Source organism: Micromonospora vulcania (assembly GCF_042658605.1).
Taxonomy (GTDB): domain Bacteria; phylum Actinomycetota; class Actinomycetes; order Mycobacteriales; family Micromonosporaceae; genus Micromonospora; species Micromonospora vulcania.
In genome coordinates this window covers 41127-58178 of record NZ_JBHSQS010000002.1, presented here as the reverse complement: position 1 = coordinate 58178, position 17052 = coordinate 41127, and the positions used below count along the sequence as shown (strand labels likewise).

Here is a 17052-nt window from a genome sequence, read left to right as displayed (position 1 = left end):
TGTCACACTGGTGGCCACCGCGCGGCGTCACGCCCGGCACGCAGGACAGCCGAGCCCGCAGGCCGAGGCGAACGGGGATACGCGTTGAAGGTAGTGGTGACCGGGGGTGCCGGCTTCATCGGCGCCAACCTGGTACGGGCACTTCACGAGACCCCACAGGTGCACGAGATCGTGGCCGTCGACGATCTGTCCACCGGCCTGCTGGACAACCTGCACGACCAGCCGGTCCGGCTGCATCGCGGCACCGTGCTCGACCCGGACCTGCTGGACGAGGCGTTCACCGGCGCGGCCAGCGTGGTGCACCTGGGTGCTCTCGGCTCGGTGCCGCGCTCCATCGACCAACCGCTGCCCAGCCACCACGCCAACGCCACCGGGACACTCATGGTTCTGGAGGCGGCCCGCCGGCACGGCGTACGGCAGGTGATCCTCTCGTCGTCCTCGTCGGTCTACGGCGCCAATCCGGTGCTGCCCCGCCAGGAGGGGCTGCGCCCCATACCGGTCTCCCCGTACGCGGTCTCCAAGCTGGCTGCCGAGGCGTACGCGGTCGCCTACGCCGCCTGCTACGGCCTCGGCGTGTTGCCGTTCCGCTTCTTCAACGTGTTCGGCCCACGGCAGGCCGCGCACCACGCGTACGCCGCGGTGCTGCCGCGGTTCGTCACCGCCGCGCTCGCCGGCGAGCCGCTGCGGGTGCACGGCGACGGCCGGCAGACCCGCGACTTCACCTTCGTCGGCACCGTCACCTCGGTGCTCGTCGACGCCATCGTGCGTCGGGTGTCCACCACCGACGTGGTCAACCTGGCCTTCGGCGCGCGGATCTCGCTGCTCGACCTGATCGACGAGCTGGAGCACATCCTGGGTCGGCCGTTGCCGGTCGTGCACGAGTCGCCGCGCCCGGGCGATGTGCGGGACTCGCAGGCGGACTGCACCCGGCTGCGGGAGCTGTTTCCCGCGGTGCGGCCGGTGCCTCTGCGCACCGGTCTCGAGCGCACCGTGGCCTGGATGTCCGGCCACGTGCTCGCCGGCCAGTAGGGACGTCAATGTCGTCCGGGGTCGCCGAGCGGACCCGGCGCGTCCACCCGCCGGGCGCGCACCGCCGCCGCTCCGAGCGTGGTCGCCGGCTGCTCTCCGGCGTCGCCACCGCGTTGCTCAGCCGGGTGGCCGGGCTCATCGTGCCGATCGTGCTGGTGCCGGTGACGCTGCCCTACTTCGGCAACGACCTGTACGGCCTGTGGATGGCGGTCGCCGCGCTGGCCGGCATGGCGGCCTTCGCCGACCTGGGGCTGGGCAGTGGGCTGATGACGAAGCTCGCGCCCTGCTACGCGCACGGCGACACCGTCCAGGCCCGGCGCTACATCTCCAGCGCCTACCTGACCCTGTCCGGGCTCGCGCTCACCCTCACCGGCCTGCTCTGGATCTTCTCCGGCGCGGTGCCGTGGTCGGCGTTGTTCAACGTGACCGGTCAGGTCACTCCGGAGCAGACCCGAATGGTCTCGCTGATCTGCCTCACCGCGTTCGCGCTGAACGTCCCGCTCAGCCTGATCGCCCGGGTCCAGTACGCCTACCAGCAGGTCGGCCGGAGCAACGTCTGGCAGACCTGCGGCAGCCTGGCCGCGCTCGGCGCGGTACTCGGTGTGGTCTGGGCCGACTGGTCGCCGATCCTGGTGGTCGCCGTGTCGGTCGTCGCGCCGCTGCTGGTCAACCTGCTCAACACGCTCTGGTTCTTCGGTCGACAGGCGCCACAGATCCGACCCACACCGCGGGCCGTGCAGGCCGAGGCCGCACTGGAGCTGACCCGGCTCAGTGGGCTGTTCTTCGTGCTCACCGTGGTGATCTCGTTCGCCACCAACGCCGACACGCTGATCATCGCGCACGCGCTCGGCCTGTCCGCGGTGGCCGGGTACGTGGTGCCCGCGAAGCTGCTGTCCCAGCTGGGTCAGCTCGTCGTCCTGGTCAACGTGCCGCTCTGGCCGGCCAACGGCGAAGCCCTGGCCCAGGGCCAGGTCGACTGGGTACGGAGGACCACCCGGCGGATGACCGTGCTGTCGGTGCTCGCCGCCGGCCTGCCCGCTGTCGCCCTGGTGGCCTTCGGTGACCGGCTGTTCGCGGCCTGGCTGCCGGTGCCGATGGGCGGCGACCGGTGGCTGCTCGCCGGGCTCGGCGTCTGGTGGCTGTTGCAGTCGGCGCTCTCGCCGCGGTTCATGGTGCAGAACGCCGGCGGCGTCCTCGTTCCGCAGCTGGTCGGGTGGGGTGCGTTCGTGGTGCTGTCGGTGCTCGGCAAGTGGTACGCGGCCGACCGGGTCGGCGTCGCGGCCGTGCCCTGGGTGGGCGCGGTCGGGTACGCGCTGACCGTCGCACCGGCGGCGCTGTACGGATATCGCCGGACGCTGCGGCGGCACCGCAGCCCGGCCGTCGAGGAGGGACCTGTCGAAAGTGTGCGCTGACGAACATCCCCGCGTGCTCGTGGTGAGTGCGGCCGTGTTCGACCGCTCCACCGGAACCGGCATCACCCTGTCGAACCTGTTCGCCGGCTGGCCGGCGGACCGGCTCGCCCAGCTCTACGCCGAGGACCGCGCCCCGGGCCCGGACGCCGTCGGAACGTTCGCCCAGTTCGCGCCGCGCAACGCCCCGATGGAGTACCACCTGTTCCGGCAGTGGGAACGCATCCGCCGACCGCTGCGGGCCGTCATGCTGGGCGCGGCTGGCCCTGCGGGCTCCACCGGCTCGACCGGCCCGGCGCTGAACCCCGCGCCCGGTACGGTTCGCGCCCACCTGCGCACCCAGCTGCGGGCCTTCGTCGACCTGAGCCCGGTCCGAGTTCCCGAGGACGTCCGGCGGTGGCTGCGGGAGCAACGACCGGACGTGGTCTACGCGACGCTGGGCAGCATTCGGATGATGCGCCTCGCGGTCGTCGCCGCGCAGGAGTGCCGGGTGCCGCTGGTCCCGCACTTCATGGACGACTGGCCGACGACGCTCTACACCGGCGGTCAGGTGCTGGGGTTGCCTCGGCTCGCCGTGCGTGCCGGGTTCCGCGAGGTTCTGCGGCACTCCTCGTACGGGATGGGGATCAGCGAGGCGATGGCACGGGAGTTCGAACGCCGCTACCGGTTGCCCTTCGCCGCCTTCGGCAACTGTGTCGACGCCGCTGACTTCGCCGACCCCGAGCAGCGCGCGCCGGACCGTCCGGAGGGGACCCCGGTCGAGTTGGTCTACGTCGGTGGGCTGCACCTGGACCGGTGGCGGTCGCTGCGCCGGGTCGGCGAGGCGGTCGACCGGCTGGCGGCCCAGGGGACGCCAGCCCGGTTGACCGTGCACGCCCCGGCGGTCGACGTCGCCCGCTACGCGGGCGCCTTCGCCGGGCTGCCCGCGGTGCACCTGGGCCGGTCGTTGGCCAGCGGCGAGGTCCCCGGGGCGCTGCGTGAGGCCGACGTGCTGGTGCACGTCGAGTCGTTCGCCGCCGAGAACCGTCGGTACACCCGCTACTCGCTCTCCACCAAGATCCCGCAGTACCTGGCCGCGGGCCGTCCGGTGCTCGGGTTCGGCCCGGCCGAGCTTGCCTCGATGGCGCACCTGGCGGCGGCCGACGCGGGCACGGTGGTCGGGATCGACGACCCGAGGATGCTCGCGGGCGCGCTCGTTCCGCTCTGCACCGACGCCGGAATGCGGGCCCGGCTGGGCCGGCAGGGGCTGGCGTACGCGGTGCGGCATCACCGGACGGATCGGGTGGCGGCCCGCTTCGCGCAGGTGCTCAGGGAAGCGGCGCACCTCCCGGTCGGCGGCCCGCCGACGCCCCGGGCGGGCCGCCACGAGACGTTGACGAGAGCGGACGCCGGCTGACCGTCGCTCAGGAGGCAGCGGTGCGGCGACTGACCCGTGACCGTGCGGCGGCCAGCGTCGTGGTCCTGGTCGCGAGCGGCACGGGCACGTGGGGATGCCGGTGGCGGGCGCGTGCGTGCCGGGGCGCCACCGGCGGGTGCGGAGGGCCCCAGATCCCGGGCAGCACCGTGACCAGCCCGAGGACCAGCCAGAAGGCCAGCGACGTCTCCCACTGCCCGGTCAGCCAGATCGGCAGCATGGCCCCGGTGAACGCGCAGGCCAGCAGGAGCCCGGCCCGGCCGGTGCGGGCGGCGACGACCAGCGCCCCGGCCATCGTGCCGAAGTAGAGCAGCACACCGATCAGCCCCAGGTCGTTGCCGACCGTGAGCAGCAGATTGTGTGGTCCGATGTCGAACGGGTTCGTGCCGATGAACACCCCGGCTCCGGAACCGGCCAGCGGCGACTCCGACCAGGTCGACAGCGCGTAGGGCCAGATCGACAGACGGCCGGAGATGTCGCCGGTGGGCCGCCCGTACAGATTGTCGAGCCAGAGCAGTTCGGCCCTCGGCGTCAGACCCCACGGCACCAGCACGATCAGCGCGGTGGCGACCGCGGCGACGGTGACACCGGTCAGCCGGGGCAGCACGCGGGTGGCGAGCGCGGCGCCGACGCCGAACACGATGCCGATGGCCGCACCACGCGAGCCGGTGAGCAGCACGCCGTACCCGAGCAGGGCGGCCAGCGCCAGCGGAGCGACGCGCAGGACGGCCCGACCCCGGCCGGCCGCGGCGAGCACCAGGGCCAGCACCACCCCGACGGCCAGGGTGTACGCGGTGCCGTTGACCTCCGCTCCGTCGATCCCGTAGCGCTCGGCGAAGAGCACCACCTCCCCCTGCGCCCGGGCGCCGGTGGCCACCTCGAAGGCGACCACCGTGCAGCCGGCCAGGTAGGTCCAGCCCACCAGGAGCAGGTCGCGTCGGCCACGGACGACGTGTCGGCAGGCCACGAAGAGCAGGCAGACCGAGATGTACCGGTAGGCGGCGGCCCCGGTGAGATCGGTGCGGCTGCTCCAGAGCACGCTGGCGGCAGCCCAGCCGGCGGTGAGCAGCGCGACGGTGTCGAGCGCGCGAAGTCGGGGCAGCCGGCCGGTCAGCACGACTGCGAGCACGGCCAGGATCGCCACGTAGTTGAACGACCACCAGGGCGGGCGGGCCACCAGGTACGCGGCCACGCAGAGGACCAGCACGGCGGGCAGGCTGCCGGTGGGTCCGGCCGGCCGGAGGCCGGGGTTGGCGGTCGCGGCGGACCGCCGTCCGACAGCGGTCAGCGGTGCGGGCGCCAGCCCCGCGCTGGGCGCGGGGTGCTGACGAAGGGCATCGGGCGAGCCGTTTCGCGGTGGCGCGGCGGTCACCGCGTACGCCCTGGCGGCGGATCGGATGGTGCCGGCCGCACGCCGCCGAGCGGTACGCGTCGGGCCGGGGCCGTCCCGCGCCGAGTCGGGCCTGACGTGTGACCGCGCGGCATGGGACTCCTTCGGTGGACGACCGGACGGGCGCCACGTCGCGGTGGGCCTCGGAGTTGTGTCCGCGTACGCCGGCCGGTGACCGGGGAACGGCACGGAACCGTTTCTATCAGGTCGAGCATCGCGAAGAGTCCGATTCCTCGCATTAAGGCGACATGTTGTTTGACCGCCCGACCGCATGTTTAGGCCGTTTGTACCAAACGCGTATCTGCTGCTATGGGCCCTCGTTGACCCGGGTGCCGCATCCGGCGGGGCTGCCGCCTGACCGCCGGAGGCCGGCGCTCGGGACGGACGCCGCAGCTCCGTCCGGGCCGGCGGGTGGTAGCCGCCCGTCGGGTGACGAACGGGAGAACCAATGAGCGTGAAGACCGCGGGCCGCCGGGTGCTGATCACCGGCGGAACCGGATCCTTTGGACAGACCATGGCGCGCCGGCTCCTGGCCGGCGACGTCGGTGAGGTACGGATCCTCAGTCGGGACGAGGCGAAGCAGGAAGCCATGCGGCGCGCCCTCGGCGACGAGCGGGTCCGCTACCACGTCGGCGACGTCCGCGACATCGACACCGTGCTGCGCGCCACCCGGGGCGTCGACTTCGTCTTCCACGCGGCGGCGCTCAAGCAGGTGCCGTCCTGCGAGTTCTTCCCGTTGGAGGCGGTCCGCACCAACATCCTCGGCAGCGGCAACGTGGTCGAGGCCGCCGCGCAGAACGGGGTCAGCTCGGTGGTGGTGCTCAGCACCGACAAGGCCGTCTACCCGGTGAACGCCATGGGCATGAGCAAGGCGCTGATGGAGAAGGTCGCCCAGGCGTACGCGCGGAACAACCCGAACAGTGCCACCACGGTCTCCTGCGTCCGGTACGGCAACGTGATGTACTCGCGTGGCTCGGTGATCCCCCTGTTCATCGAGCAGATCAAGGCTGGCCGCGCGCCCACCGTCACCGACCCCACCATGACCCGGTTCCTGATGTCGCTGGCCGACTCGGTCGACCTGGTGGAGCACGCCTTCCACCATGCCCGCCCCGGTGACGTGTTCATCCGCAAGGCCGCGGCCTGCACCATCAGCGATCTCGCCGAGGCGGTCTGCCAGCTCTTCGACGTGCCGTTCAAGCTGGAGGTGATCGGCGTACGGCACAGTGAGAAATGGCACGAGACGTTGGCCAGCCGGGAGGAGTTGGCCCAGGCCGAGGACTTCGGCGAGTTCTTCCGGGTGCCCCTGGACGCCCGGGACCTCAACTACGCGCTCTACGTCTCCGAGGGCGAGCTCGGCGAGGTGCCCCGGGAGGACTTCAACTCGGCCAACGCCAGCCGACTCGGCGTACCCGAAGTGGTGCAGCTGCTCAAGACGCTGCCGGAGATCCGGGCGGAGCTGGCCCTGCGCGACCCGGTGTTGGCGTGCTGAGCCTCGCCGTCACCGGAGCCGGCGGTTTCCTCGGCTGGCACGTGCGGGTCCTGTTGCGCGCGCTCGGCTGGCCCGAGCCGACCGTGCTCACCGGCACCGACCTCGCCGACCCGGCGGTGGTCGCCCGCAAGGTCGCCGGAGTGGACCGGGTCCTGCACCTGGCCGGGGTCAACCGTGGCGAGCCCGCCGACGTGGCCGCCGGCAACGTCCAGCTCGCCGCCCAACTCGCCAAGGGCCTGCGGGACTGCCCGGACCCGCCGCGCGAGGTGGTCTTCGCCAACTCGGTCCAGGCCGGCAACGGCACCCCGTACGGCGACGCCAAGGCCACCGCCGCGAGCATCCTCGCGGACACCGGCGTGCCGCTGGACGACCTGCTGCTGCCCAACCTGTACGGCGAGCACGGCCGTCCCTGGTACAACTCGGCGGTCGCCACCTTCTGCCGGGTGCTCGCCGAGGGCGGCCATCCGGAGGTGCACGCCGACCGGGAGATGAGCCTGGTGCACGTCACCGACGCGGCGGCCCGGCTGGCCGGCGTGCCCGTCGGCGGATCGTGGGACCCGGCCATGCCGGCGCTGCGGATCGGGGTCCGTGACCTCGCCGACCAGCTCACCGCGTACGCCGGCACCTACCGCACCGGCGAGATACCGCCGCTGCGCGACCGGCACGACGTCCGGCTGTTCAACACCTACCGGTCGCACTGCTTCCCGGCGCACTACCCCCTCGCCCTGCCCACCCGGGCCGACGCGCGGGGTGCGTTGGTCGAGACGGTCAAGGCGCACGGGGGAGCGGGCCAGACCTTCTGCTCCACCACCCGGCCCGGCATCACCCGGGGCGAGCACTTCCACCTGGCCAAGGTGGAGCGGTTCGTGGTGCTGCGCGGCACCGCCGTGATCAGCCTGCGCCGGATCGGCGACACCGAGGTGCTGCGGTTCCCGGTCAGCGGGGACGAACCGGTGGTCGTCGACATGCCGACCATGTGGGCGCACAACATCACCAACACCGGCCCGGACGAGCTGCTCACCCTCTTCTGGACCAACGAGCTGTTCGACCCGGAACGGCCGGACACCTGGCCGGAGCCGGTTGGCGCGGAACACCGGGTGCCGGCGGGCGCCCGGTGAGCGGCCTACGGAGGGAGACCACATGACCCGCGTGATGACCGTCGTCGGCACCCGTCCCGAGATCATCCGACTGTCCCGGGTACTCAGCCGGCTCGACGAGACCGTCGACCACGTGCTGGTGCACACCGGGCAGAACTGGGACAGCACCCTCTCCGACGTCTTCTTCACCGAGCTGCGGCTGCGTACGCCGGACCGCTTCCTGCGGGTCGACACGTCCTCGCTGGGCCGGGTGCTCGGCGGCGTGCTGGTCGGCATGGAGGCGGCGCTGGCCGAGGTGCGGCCGGACGCGCTGCTGGTGCTCGGCGACACCAACAGCTGCATCGCCGCGCTGATGGCCCGCCGGATGCGGGTGCCGGTCTACCACATGGAGGCCGGGAACCGCTGCTTCGACCTGAACGTGCCGGAGGAGACCAACCGTCGGCTGGTCGACCACGTGGCCGACTTCAACCTGGTCTACACCGAACACGCCCGGCGCAACCTGCTCGCCGAGGGCCTGCACCCGCGCCGAATCCTGCACACCGGCTCACCGATGCGAGAGGTGTTGGAGCACTACCGGGCGCCGATCGCCAGCTCGACCATCCTGCGCCAGCTGGAGCTCGACCAGGGCCGGTACTTCCTGGTCAGCGCGCACCGGGAGGAGAACGTGGACCAACCCGACCGGCTCCGGCGGCTGCTGGACTGCCTGGTCGCGGTGCGCGACCGGTGGGGCCTCCCGGTGCTCGTCTCCACCCACCCGAGGACCCGCAAGCGACTGGAGGCACTGGCCCCGGACGCCACCGCCCTGGACGGCATCGCCTTCCACGACCCGTTCGGCCTGCTCGACTACGTGCACCTGCAGACGAAGGCGTACTGCACGCTGTCGGACAGCGGGACGATCAGCGAGGAGGCCGCCATCCTCGGTTTCCCCGCGGTGACCCTACGCGAGTCGATCGAACGCCCGGAGGCGCTGGACGCCGGCGGCATCATCATGACCGGCCTCGACCCGCAGGGCGTCATCGAGGCGGTCGAGGTGACGGTGGCCCAGGTCGCCGAGCAGGGAGTGCCCTGCCCGGTCGACTACCAGGTGCCGGACACCTCCCGGCGGGTGGTCGACTTCATCCTGTCCACCGTGCGCCGGCACCACGACTGGGCTGGCATCCGGACCTGAGTGGCGCGGCGTAGGGCGGTCGGTGGTCCGGCGGGACCGGCCACCGGCCGCCCGTCGTCGCGCTCAGCTCCGGCGGGCCGCCACGTCCTCGACGATGTCCGCCACCTCGGCCGCCGCCCGCAGATCGTCGAACGACGCCAGCACGTGCCGGCGGGCCAGCCGGCCGCGCAGGGTCAGCGTGCCAGCGACCCAACCGAGGTACGCCGCGCCGAGCGCGTCCGCCAACGCCGCCGGATCACCCGGCGGCACCACCCAGCCGGAGCGCTCGGTGATCGCCTCGGGCAGGCCACCGGCCGCGCTGACGATGCTCGGCACGCCCATCGAGCCAGCCTCCACCGCCGCGCCCGGCCCGTCGCAGAGCGACGGGGAGACGCTGACGTCCGCGGCGGCGTAACAGGGCCGAACGTCCGGCACCGACTCCACCCAGGTGACCCCGGGGTCGCCGGCCACGCCGAACCGCTCGCCGAGCTGCCGCCGGTAGCTCTCCCCGGCCGCCGTCCAACCGCCTCCGACCAGCAGCAGGTGTGCGTCCGGTTGCCGACGGCGGAACGTACGCCAGGCGGCCAGCAGCACCTCGTGCCCCTTCACGCCCCGGCCGGAGTGCACCAGCCGTTTGGGCGGATAGACGTACGAGACCATCACCGCCAGGAAGGCGTTCTGGTCGATGCCCAACTCGGCGCGGAGCTTCGCCCGCTGGTCCGGGCCGGTGGTGTCCGGGCTGAACGCGTCGGTGTCCACCCCGTACACGGCGACCGGGCGCCGCTGCGGAGGGCAGTCCAGCTCCCCGTACCGGGTCGAGGCGTACCGGCAGCCGCAGATCACCACGTCGTCCATCCGCCACAGGAACCGCTCCACCGACCGGACCAGCCGGGACTCCAGGTACGCGGGGCCGGCCACCATGTGCACCCGGCGCACCGGCAGACCCAGGGTGGCGAGTCGGACGGCGTACGCCGAGGCGATCAGGTGGTACTGCACCACGTCCGGGCGCAGCCGACGCAGCAGCGCGCGTAGCCGCAGCAAGCCGAGCGGCGCGGAGCGGCCCAGCGTGAAGTCGTACGGCGAGGCGAGCACCTCGATGCCCCGGTGCTCCAACTCGTCGGTGAGTCGACCGGCCCCGCGCGGCAGCACGACGGTCACCTCGTGGCCCCGGTGCCGCAGCTCCTCGACCTGCGGCAGCAGCCACATCCCACCGGCGTTCGTCTTGACCAGCACCGCGATCCGCAGTCGGCGGACGCCGAGCGGGTGGTCCTTACCGCGACCGCCGGGACCACCGAGCGCGCTCACCGGGCCGGCACTCCCTTGACGACGACGCCGGCCGGCACGTCCCGGACCACGCAGGCCCCCGCGCCAACCGTCGCACCGGCACCCACCCGCAGCCGCTGCAACACCACCGCCCCGGCACCGATCAGGACGCCATCGCCGAGCACGCATTCGCCGGAGACCGCGGCCAACGGATTGACCGAGACGTGGTCGCCCAGCTCGCAGTCGTGCGCCACGGCGCTGTTCTGGTTCAGGTGCACGTGCCGCCCGAACGTGACGTTGGTGGTGACCCGCGCACCGGCGAACACGATCAGGCCCTCGCCGTGGACGGCGTCCGCCTCGACGGTGGCGTCCGGGTGCACCAGCACCGCCGCCGGCAGCGCGTACGCCGACAGCCGCCGGTCCACGGCCCGTCGGACGGCCGGGTCCCCGATGCCGAGCGCCAGGTACGTGCCGGCCGGCTGCTCGGCGAGCTGACCGGTGCCGCCCAGGTAGGGCACCTCCAGCCGCTGCAACCGCTTCAGGTTCACCTCGCTGGGCCGATCGTCGACGAAGCCGAGGACGCGCCACACCGGGCCGGCATCCGCCGTGGCGTTGATGGCCCGGACGATGCCGAGCACCTCCCGGCCGTGCCCGCCGCACCCGACGACGACGAGGCCCGCGCTCACGTCCTGCGCCCCGCCCGGCCGTGACCCGCGCCGGCGGCGGCGAGCTCGCTCGAGCCGAGGTACTCGTGCGCGGTGGCCGCGCCGGCCGCGGTGATCCCCTCCCGGCGCAGCACGATCCACACCGTGCGGGCCAGGATCCGCAGATCCAGCCGGAGCGAGCGGGTCCGCACGTACCGCACGTCCAGCTCGAAGCGCTCCTCCCAGGTGAGCGTGTTGCGCCCGTACACCTGCTGGAGCCCGGTGATGCCCGGACGGACGTCGTGCCGGCGGAACTGCTGCGGGGTGTACCGGGTCAGGTACGCCGGCAGCAGCGGCCGCGGCCCGACCAGGCTCATCTCGCCGCGCAGCACGTTCCACAGCTGCGGCAGCTCGTCCAGGCTGGTGGTACGCAGCCAGCGGCCGAAACGGGTGAGCCGCGCGGCGTCGTTCGCCGGTGCGCTGTCCTCGCCACCGATGGTCATCGAGCGGAACTTCACCAGCCGGAACAGTTGCCCGTGCCGGCCCGGGCGGGCCTGCCGGAACAGCACCGGTCGACCCATGGTGACCAGTACGGCCAGCGCCACCGCGGCGAGTACGGGCGTGGCCAGCACCAGCCCGACGGCGGCCACGAGCACGTCCAGCACCCGCTTGCCGGTGTCGTACCGCCGGGCGTGGCGGCTCACCGGCGTCCGTCCAGGAACTCGGCGATCGCCGCGAACACCCGGTCCACCTGGTCGTCGGTGAGTGCGGAGCCGCTGGGCAGGGAGAGGCTGGTGGCGAAGAGTTGGTCGGCGACGCCGGTGAGGGCGACCTGGCGGTCGGCGTAGACCGGTTGACGGTGCATCGGCTTCCACATCGGGCGACTCTCCACGCCCCGGCCGGCCAGGTGCTCGGCGAGTTGCGCGGGCGCCCAGCCGGTCCGCTCCGGCTCGACCACCACCGAGGTCAGCCAGCAGTTCGAGCCGCTGTCGCCGGCACCGAGGATCCGGGTGCCCGGCACGGTGGCGAACAGCCTCTCGTACCGGTCCCGCAGTGCCCGCCGCCGGGCGATCATCGCGTCCAGTCGGCCGAGCTGGGCCCGGCCGAGAGCGGCCAGCAGCGTGCTGAGCCGGTAGTTGTAGCCGATGTCCCGGTGCTCGTAGTGCGGCACCGGCTCGCGGGCCTGGGTGGCCAGGTGGCGGGCTCGGGCGATCAGGGCGGCGTCGTCGGAGACCAGCATCCCCCCGGCCGAGGTCGTCATCACCTTGTTGTGGCTGAACGAGTAGATCCCGACCCGGCCGAAGGTGCCGGCGCCCCGGCCACGGTAGGTGGAGCCGAGCGCCTGCGCGGCGTCCTCCACCACCGGTACGCCGGTGGCCGCGCAGAGCGGCAGCAGCCGGTCGTAGTCGACGCACCGGCCGTTGAGGTCCACGGTCACCACGGCGGCGACCTGCCGGCCGGCCTCGGCGAGTCGGCCCAGCAGGTCGGCCAGCAGGTCGACGTCGAGATTGCCGGTGGCCGCGTCGCAGTCCACGAAGACCGGTTCGGCTCCGGTGTAGGTGACCGCGTTGGCGGTGGCGGCGAACGTGAGGGTGGGTACCACCACCACCGTGTCCGGCCCGGCCCCGACAGCGAGCAGCGCCATGTGCAGCGCGGCGGTGCCGGAGGCGAGCCCCAGCGCGTGGCCGGCGCCGACCCGCGCGGCGACCTCCCGTTCGAACGCGCTCAGCTCCGGCCCGTCCGGGTCGAAGCGGCCGGCGCGGATGGCGCGCAGCAGGTAGGACTCCTCCAACTCGCCGATGTCGGGTGGGGAGAGGAAGATCGGGTCGGTCACGGTCGGGCCGCCGCTTCGCGGACCCACGGGCGGTTGGTGATGGATCAGGTCCACGGACGGGTGCCTCCGATCGGACGTGATAAAAGACCAAAATGGTTGTAGCAGAGGCTATGGCGGTGCATGGGCGATTTCGACGACAGCGCGCCGAATCGACCCGAACGGCCTAGAAGTTCAGCAACCGGGTGAGTAGGGTCCGCAGCGGGATCGACTCTCCGTCGCGACCGCCCGCCCCGATGACCAGCGGCGCCGGGCTGGGCTCCGGGTCCACGCCGAACAGCCGGGCACGCAGCCCGCCCGGCACGGTCAGCAGGTGGAACCGGCCGTCCACGTCCACCGCGCGGGTCTCGGCCCGGTCGACGTACCAGCCGGTCAGCCGGGTCCGGTAGCGCCCGCGACCGTCGTAGCCCCGGGCGGTCAGCCGGGTGGTGGGCAGGCCTCGCCGGGTCGCCTCGGCCACGAACCAGGCCACCAGTTCGGCCGCCTCCGCCTGCTCGGCGGCCCGCCGCCGCGCGTCCGCGTCGGCGTGCGCCCGTACCGCCTGCCGCTGCTGATCCCGCCACTCCCGGCCGTCGCGCTCACCCACGACGGCGACGGTACGCCCGCGAGCGCGGCCCGGTTCAGTCGAGTACGGCCGCCAGCGTGTGTCTGGCGGTGGCGGCCATCCCCGGGTTGGTCTCGACGTAGTAGTGCAGCGCGTTGATCGCCTGCACCAGAGCCCAACCGCGTCCGCGCTCCCAGGTGGCGTCGTCCACGCCGAGCGCCCGCCGGAACGTCTCCCGTGGCCCCGCGGCGAGCAGATTCCACGCCGGCATCAGGTCGATCGCCGCGTCACCCACACGGACCAACTCGACGTCGATCACCGCGGCCAGCCGACCGTCGCGGATCAGCAGGTTGCCCGGCATCAGGTCGGCGTGAATCCACACGTCGCCTGCGTCGTACCGGGGGACGTCCCGGCACTTGTCCCACACCACGGCGAGCCGGGCGGTGTCGGTGAAGCCGCCGCTGCGGGCGAGGGCGGCCTGCACGTCGGCGTCCTGTGCGGCCAGTGGACCGCCCCGCCCGGTTCCGGACCCGGTCCGCCCGCCGGTGTCGATGCCGTGCAGGGCGGTCACGACGCCCGCGAGGTCGCGGGCGAACGTGTCCGAGCCGCCGACCCGGTCGGGCCGGGCCGTCTCGCCGGCGATCCAGCGGTACGCCGTCCACGGCCCGGCGTACCCCTCGCCCGGCTCGCCGAGGCCGAGTGGTTCGGGCACCGCGACCGGTAGGTGTGCGGCGAGCAGCCGGGCGTGCTCCTGCTCCTGCCGCAGCTCGGCGCGCAGCTCGGGGCCGAGGTTCGGCTGCAGCGGAAACCGCAGCACGATGTCCGCACCGAGCCGGAACACCGCATTGACCGTGCCGCTGGAGACGACCGGCCGCACCGGGTAACCCCGCCACTGCGGGAACTGCTCGGCCACCAGCGCGGCGACCACGTCCGCGCCGACGTCGACCTGATCGGCATGCATCTTCACCGCGAGATCATCACCGCCCACCCTCGCGTAACGCGAACCATTTCCCCACCCAGCCCCGCGCCGCGTCCCGCGCCAGCCCCGCGCCCAGCCGCGCCGCGTCCCGCGCCCAGCCCCGCCGCCAAGAGCACTTTGTCCTGAGCAGTTGCAGGAGGCTCGCCGCAACTACTCAGGACAAAGTGATCAACGCTGCCCCGGGCGACGGGGTGACCCTGCGCCGCTGGCCGGTCGGTCAGGCCAGCCCGGCGCGGCGCAGGGCCTCCGCCATCGCGTCGTTGGCCGGTGCCGGCGCCCCGCCGCCCCGCCCCTGCCGCTGCTGACCGCCGCGTCCGCCTTGGCTGCCGCGCTGGTCCTGACCGCCGCGTCCGCCTTGGCTGCCGCGCTGGTCCTGTGCGCCGCGTCCGCCCTGGCTGCCGCGCTGGTCCGGGCCGCCGCGCCCATCCTGGCCGCCCTGGCCGGGGCGGCCGCTGCGGGCGCCCTGTCCGTCCCGGGCGCGGTCGGTCCCCGCTCCCGGCTCGTCCTCCAGGCGCAGGGTCAGCGAGATCCGCTTGCGGGGTACGTCCACGTCGAGCACCCGGACCCGGACCACGTCACCGGACTTCACCACCTCGCGAGGGTCCTTCACGAAGGTCCGGGACATGGCCGAGACGTGCACGAGGCCGTCCTGGTGCACGCCGACGTCCACGAACGCGCCGAACGCGGCCACGTTGGTGACCACGCCCTCCAGCACCATGCCCGGCGTCAGGTCACCGATCTTCTCCACCCCCTCGACGAAGATGGCCGTGCGGAACTCCGGTCGGGGGTCGCGGCCCGGCTTCTCCAACTCGGCGAGGATGTCGGTGACCGTGGGCAGGCCGAACCGGTCGTCGACGAAGTCGGTCGCCCGCAGACCCCGCAGGATGCCGCTCTTACCGATCACCGAGCGCAGGTCCTGGCCGGTGCTGGACAGGATCCGGCGCACCACCGGGTACGCCTCGGGGTGCACGCTGGACGAGTCCAACGGGTCGACCCCGTCGGGGATACGCAGGAAGCCGGCGCACTGTTCGAACGCCTTCGGCCCGAGTCGGGCCACCTTCTTCAGCTCGGTACGCGAGCGGAACGGCCCGTTCGCGTCCCGGTGCAGCACGATGTTCTCGGCCAGCCCGGCGCCGATCCCGGAGACCCGGGTCAGCAGCGGGGCGGAGGCGGTGTTGACATCCACCCCGACCGCGTTGACGCAGTCCTCGACCACCGCGTCCAGCGACCGGGACAGCTTCACCTCGGACAGGTCGTGCTGGTACTGCCCCACGCCGATGGACCGTGGGTCGATCTTGACCAGCTCCGCGAGGGGGTCCTGGAGCCGTCGGGCGATGGACACCGCGCCGCGCAGCGACACGTCCATCCCGGGCAGCTCCTGCGAGGCGTACGCGCTGGCCGAGTAGACCGACGCGCCGGCCTCGGAGACCATCACCTTGGTCAGGTTGAGCTGCGGGTGCCGCTTGATCAGGTCAGCGGCCAGCTTGTCCGTCTCCCGGGAGGCGGTGCCGTTCCCGATCGCCACCAGCTCCACGCCGTGCGCCCCGGCGAGCCGCGCCAGGGTCTCGACCGACGCGTCCCACTGCCGGCGTGGCTCGTGCGGATAGATGGTGTCGGTGGCCAGGACCTTGCCGGTGGCGTCCACCACGGCCACCTTGACGCCGGTACGCAGGCCCGGGTCGAGCCCCATCGTGGGCCGGGTGCCGGCCGGCGCGGCGAGCAGCAGGTCGCGCAGGTTGGTGGCGAAGACCCGGACCGCCTCCTCCTCGGCCGCCTGCCACAGCCGCATCCGCAGGTCCGCGCCGAGGTGGATGAGGATCCGGGTACGCCAGGCCCAGCGGACCGTGTCGGTCAGCCAACGGTCGGCCGGTCGGCCGGCGTCGGACACCCCGAACCGGCCGGCGATGGCGGCCTCGTATCGAGTGGGGCCGGTCGGTGCGGCGTCCGAGTCGCCGGCGTCCTCCGGGTCCATGGTCAGGTCGAGCATGCCCTCCTTCTCGCCCCGGAACATGGCCAGGATCCGGTGCGAGGGCAGCTTCGGGTACGGCTCGGCGAAGTCGAAGTAGTCGGCGAACTTGGCGCCGGCGGTCTGCTGGCCCTCGCGTACCCGGGAAACCAGCCGGCCCCGCGACCACATCTGCTCGCGCAGCGTGCCGATCAGGTCCGCGTCCTCGGCGAAGGTCTCGATCAGGATCGCCCGAGCGCCCTCCAACGCGGCGGCGGCGTCCGCGACGCCCTTCTCCTCATCGACGAACCCGGCGGCGGTGGCCCGTGGGTCCTGGCTGGGGTCGGCCAGCAGCGTCTCGGCCAGCGGCGCGAGCCCGGCCTCCCGGGCGATCTGCGCCCGGGTCCGCCGCTTCGGCTTGTACGGAAGGTAGATGTCCTCCAGCCGGGACTTCGAGTCGGCGGCCATGATCTGCGCTTCCAGGGCGTCGTCCAGTTTGCCCTGGCCGCGGATCGACTCCAGCACGGCGGCCCGCCGCTCCTCCAACTCCCGCAGGTAGCGCAGCCGCTCCTCCAGGGTGCGCAGCTGGGTGTCGTCGAGCAGGCCGGTGGCCTCCTTGCGGTAGCGCGCGATGAACGGCACGGTGGCGCCGCCGTCGAGCAGCTCCACGGCCGCCCGCACCTGACGCTCGGCCACGCCGAGTTCGTCGGCGATCCGGGAATGAACAGACTGGGTCACGATCTCGATCCGCCTTCGGAAGTGGGTACCGCCCTGCATTGTGCCGGGCCGTCCCGGACGCTGTCGCCGCGCCCGGCCGGGCCGAGCCGCCGGCGCCCGCCGGGCCGAGCTGCCGCGGTACCGACTGGCCTGC

14 protein-coding genes are annotated in these 17052 nt (G+C 73.1%); 6 read left to right on the top strand and 8 right to left on the bottom strand.

The window, feature by feature from the left end; all coding sequences use genetic code 11:
• The first annotated feature begins 93 nt into the window (after positions 1-93).
• The 3 genes from ACFQGL_RS02870 to ACFQGL_RS02860 are packed head-to-tail and all read left to right on the top strand — an operon-like array spanning position 94 to position 3834.
• Positions 94-1029 (top strand): NAD-dependent epimerase/dehydratase family protein, encoded by a 936-nt coding sequence (locus tag ACFQGL_RS02870; protein WP_377505971.1) that lies wholly within the window; start codon positions 94-96, stop codon positions 1027-1029.
• 8 nt (positions 1030-1037) lie between these two features.
• The gene (locus ACFQGL_RS02865; RefSeq protein ID WP_377504852.1) at positions 1038-2441 is read left to right on the top strand and encodes a lipopolysaccharide biosynthesis protein; all 1404 of its coding nucleotides are present in this window, start codon (positions 1038-1040) and stop codon (positions 2439-2441) included.
• 13 nt (positions 2442-2454) lie between these two features.
• A complete protein-coding gene (locus tag ACFQGL_RS02860; RefSeq protein WP_377504849.1) occupies positions 2455-3834 on the top strand; it encodes a glycosyltransferase family protein in 1380 nt (459 codons plus the stop codon).
• A gap of 7 nt (positions 3835-3841) precedes the next feature.
• Here the strand turns inward: ACFQGL_RS02860 and ACFQGL_RS02855 are convergent, their stop codons facing one another.
• Positions 3842-5224 (bottom strand): O-antigen ligase family protein, encoded by a 1383-nt coding sequence (locus ACFQGL_RS02855; RefSeq protein ID WP_377504846.1) that lies wholly within the window; start codon positions 5222-5224, stop codon positions 3842-3844.
• A gap of 466 nt (positions 5225-5690) precedes the next feature.
• Here ACFQGL_RS02855 and ACFQGL_RS02850 point away from each other — a divergent pair, with 466 nt between their 5' ends.
• Genes ACFQGL_RS02850 through wecB form a run of 3 tightly spaced genes read left to right on the top strand, consistent with a single transcriptional unit; the run spans position 5691 to position 8996 of the window.
• On the top strand, positions 5691-6731 hold the full coding sequence (locus ACFQGL_RS02850) for a polysaccharide biosynthesis protein (RefSeq protein ID WP_377504843.1): 1041 nt from the start codon (positions 5691-5693) through the stop codon (positions 6729-6731).
• Entirely contained in the window at positions 6725-7849 is a 1125-nt protein-coding gene (locus ACFQGL_RS02845) for a polysaccharide biosynthesis C-terminal domain-containing protein (protein WP_377504840.1), read from the top strand. Before ACFQGL_RS02850 ends, ACFQGL_RS02845 begins: the two co-directional genes overlap by 7 nt.
• Positions 7850-7871: 22 nt before the next feature.
• Entirely contained in the window at positions 7872-8996 is a 1125-nt protein-coding gene (gene wecB / locus ACFQGL_RS02840; RefSeq protein ID WP_377504837.1) for a non-hydrolyzing UDP-N-acetylglucosamine 2-epimerase, read from the top strand.
• A gap of 63 nt (positions 8997-9059) precedes the next feature.
• On the opposite strand, the gene ACFQGL_RS02835 is transcribed toward wecB, so the two are convergent.
• The 7 genes from ACFQGL_RS02835 to ACFQGL_RS02805 form a co-directional block, all read right to left on the bottom strand.
• The gene (locus ACFQGL_RS02835; protein ID WP_377504834.1) at positions 9060-10280 is read right to left on the bottom strand and encodes a glycosyltransferase; all 1221 of its coding nucleotides are present in this window, start codon (positions 10278-10280) and stop codon (positions 9060-9062) included.
• Positions 10277-10924 (bottom strand): NeuD/PglB/VioB family sugar acetyltransferase, encoded by a 648-nt coding sequence (locus ACFQGL_RS02830; RefSeq protein ID WP_377504831.1) that lies wholly within the window; start codon positions 10922-10924, stop codon positions 10277-10279. Before ACFQGL_RS02830 ends, ACFQGL_RS02835 begins: the two co-directional genes overlap by 4 nt.
• Positions 10921-11586: a sugar transferase gene (locus tag ACFQGL_RS02825; RefSeq protein WP_377504828.1), complete on the bottom strand. Its 666-nt coding sequence runs from the start codon at positions 11584-11586 to the stop codon at positions 10921-10923. Before ACFQGL_RS02825 ends, ACFQGL_RS02830 begins: the two co-directional genes overlap by 4 nt.
• Positions 11583-12743, bottom strand: a complete 1161-nt coding sequence (locus ACFQGL_RS02820) for a DegT/DnrJ/EryC1/StrS family aminotransferase (RefSeq protein WP_377504825.1) — start codon at positions 12741-12743, stop codon at positions 11583-11585. Before ACFQGL_RS02820 ends, ACFQGL_RS02825 begins: the two co-directional genes overlap by 4 nt.
• 136 nt (positions 12744-12879) lie before the next feature.
• Positions 12880-13299 (bottom strand): hypothetical protein, encoded by a 420-nt coding sequence (locus tag ACFQGL_RS02815; protein WP_377504822.1) that lies wholly within the window; start codon positions 13297-13299, stop codon positions 12880-12882.
• Between the two features lie 34 nt (positions 13300-13333).
• On the bottom strand, positions 13334-14218 hold the full coding sequence (locus ACFQGL_RS02810) for an aminoglycoside phosphotransferase family protein (protein ID WP_377505968.1): 885 nt from the start codon (positions 14216-14218) through the stop codon (positions 13334-13336).
• 235 nt (positions 14219-14453) lie between these two features.
• On the bottom strand, positions 14454-16919 hold the full coding sequence (locus ACFQGL_RS02805; RefSeq protein ID WP_377504819.1) for a Tex family protein: 2466 nt from the start codon (positions 16917-16919) through the stop codon (positions 14454-14456).
• Between the last annotated feature and the right edge of the window lie 133 nt (positions 16920-17052).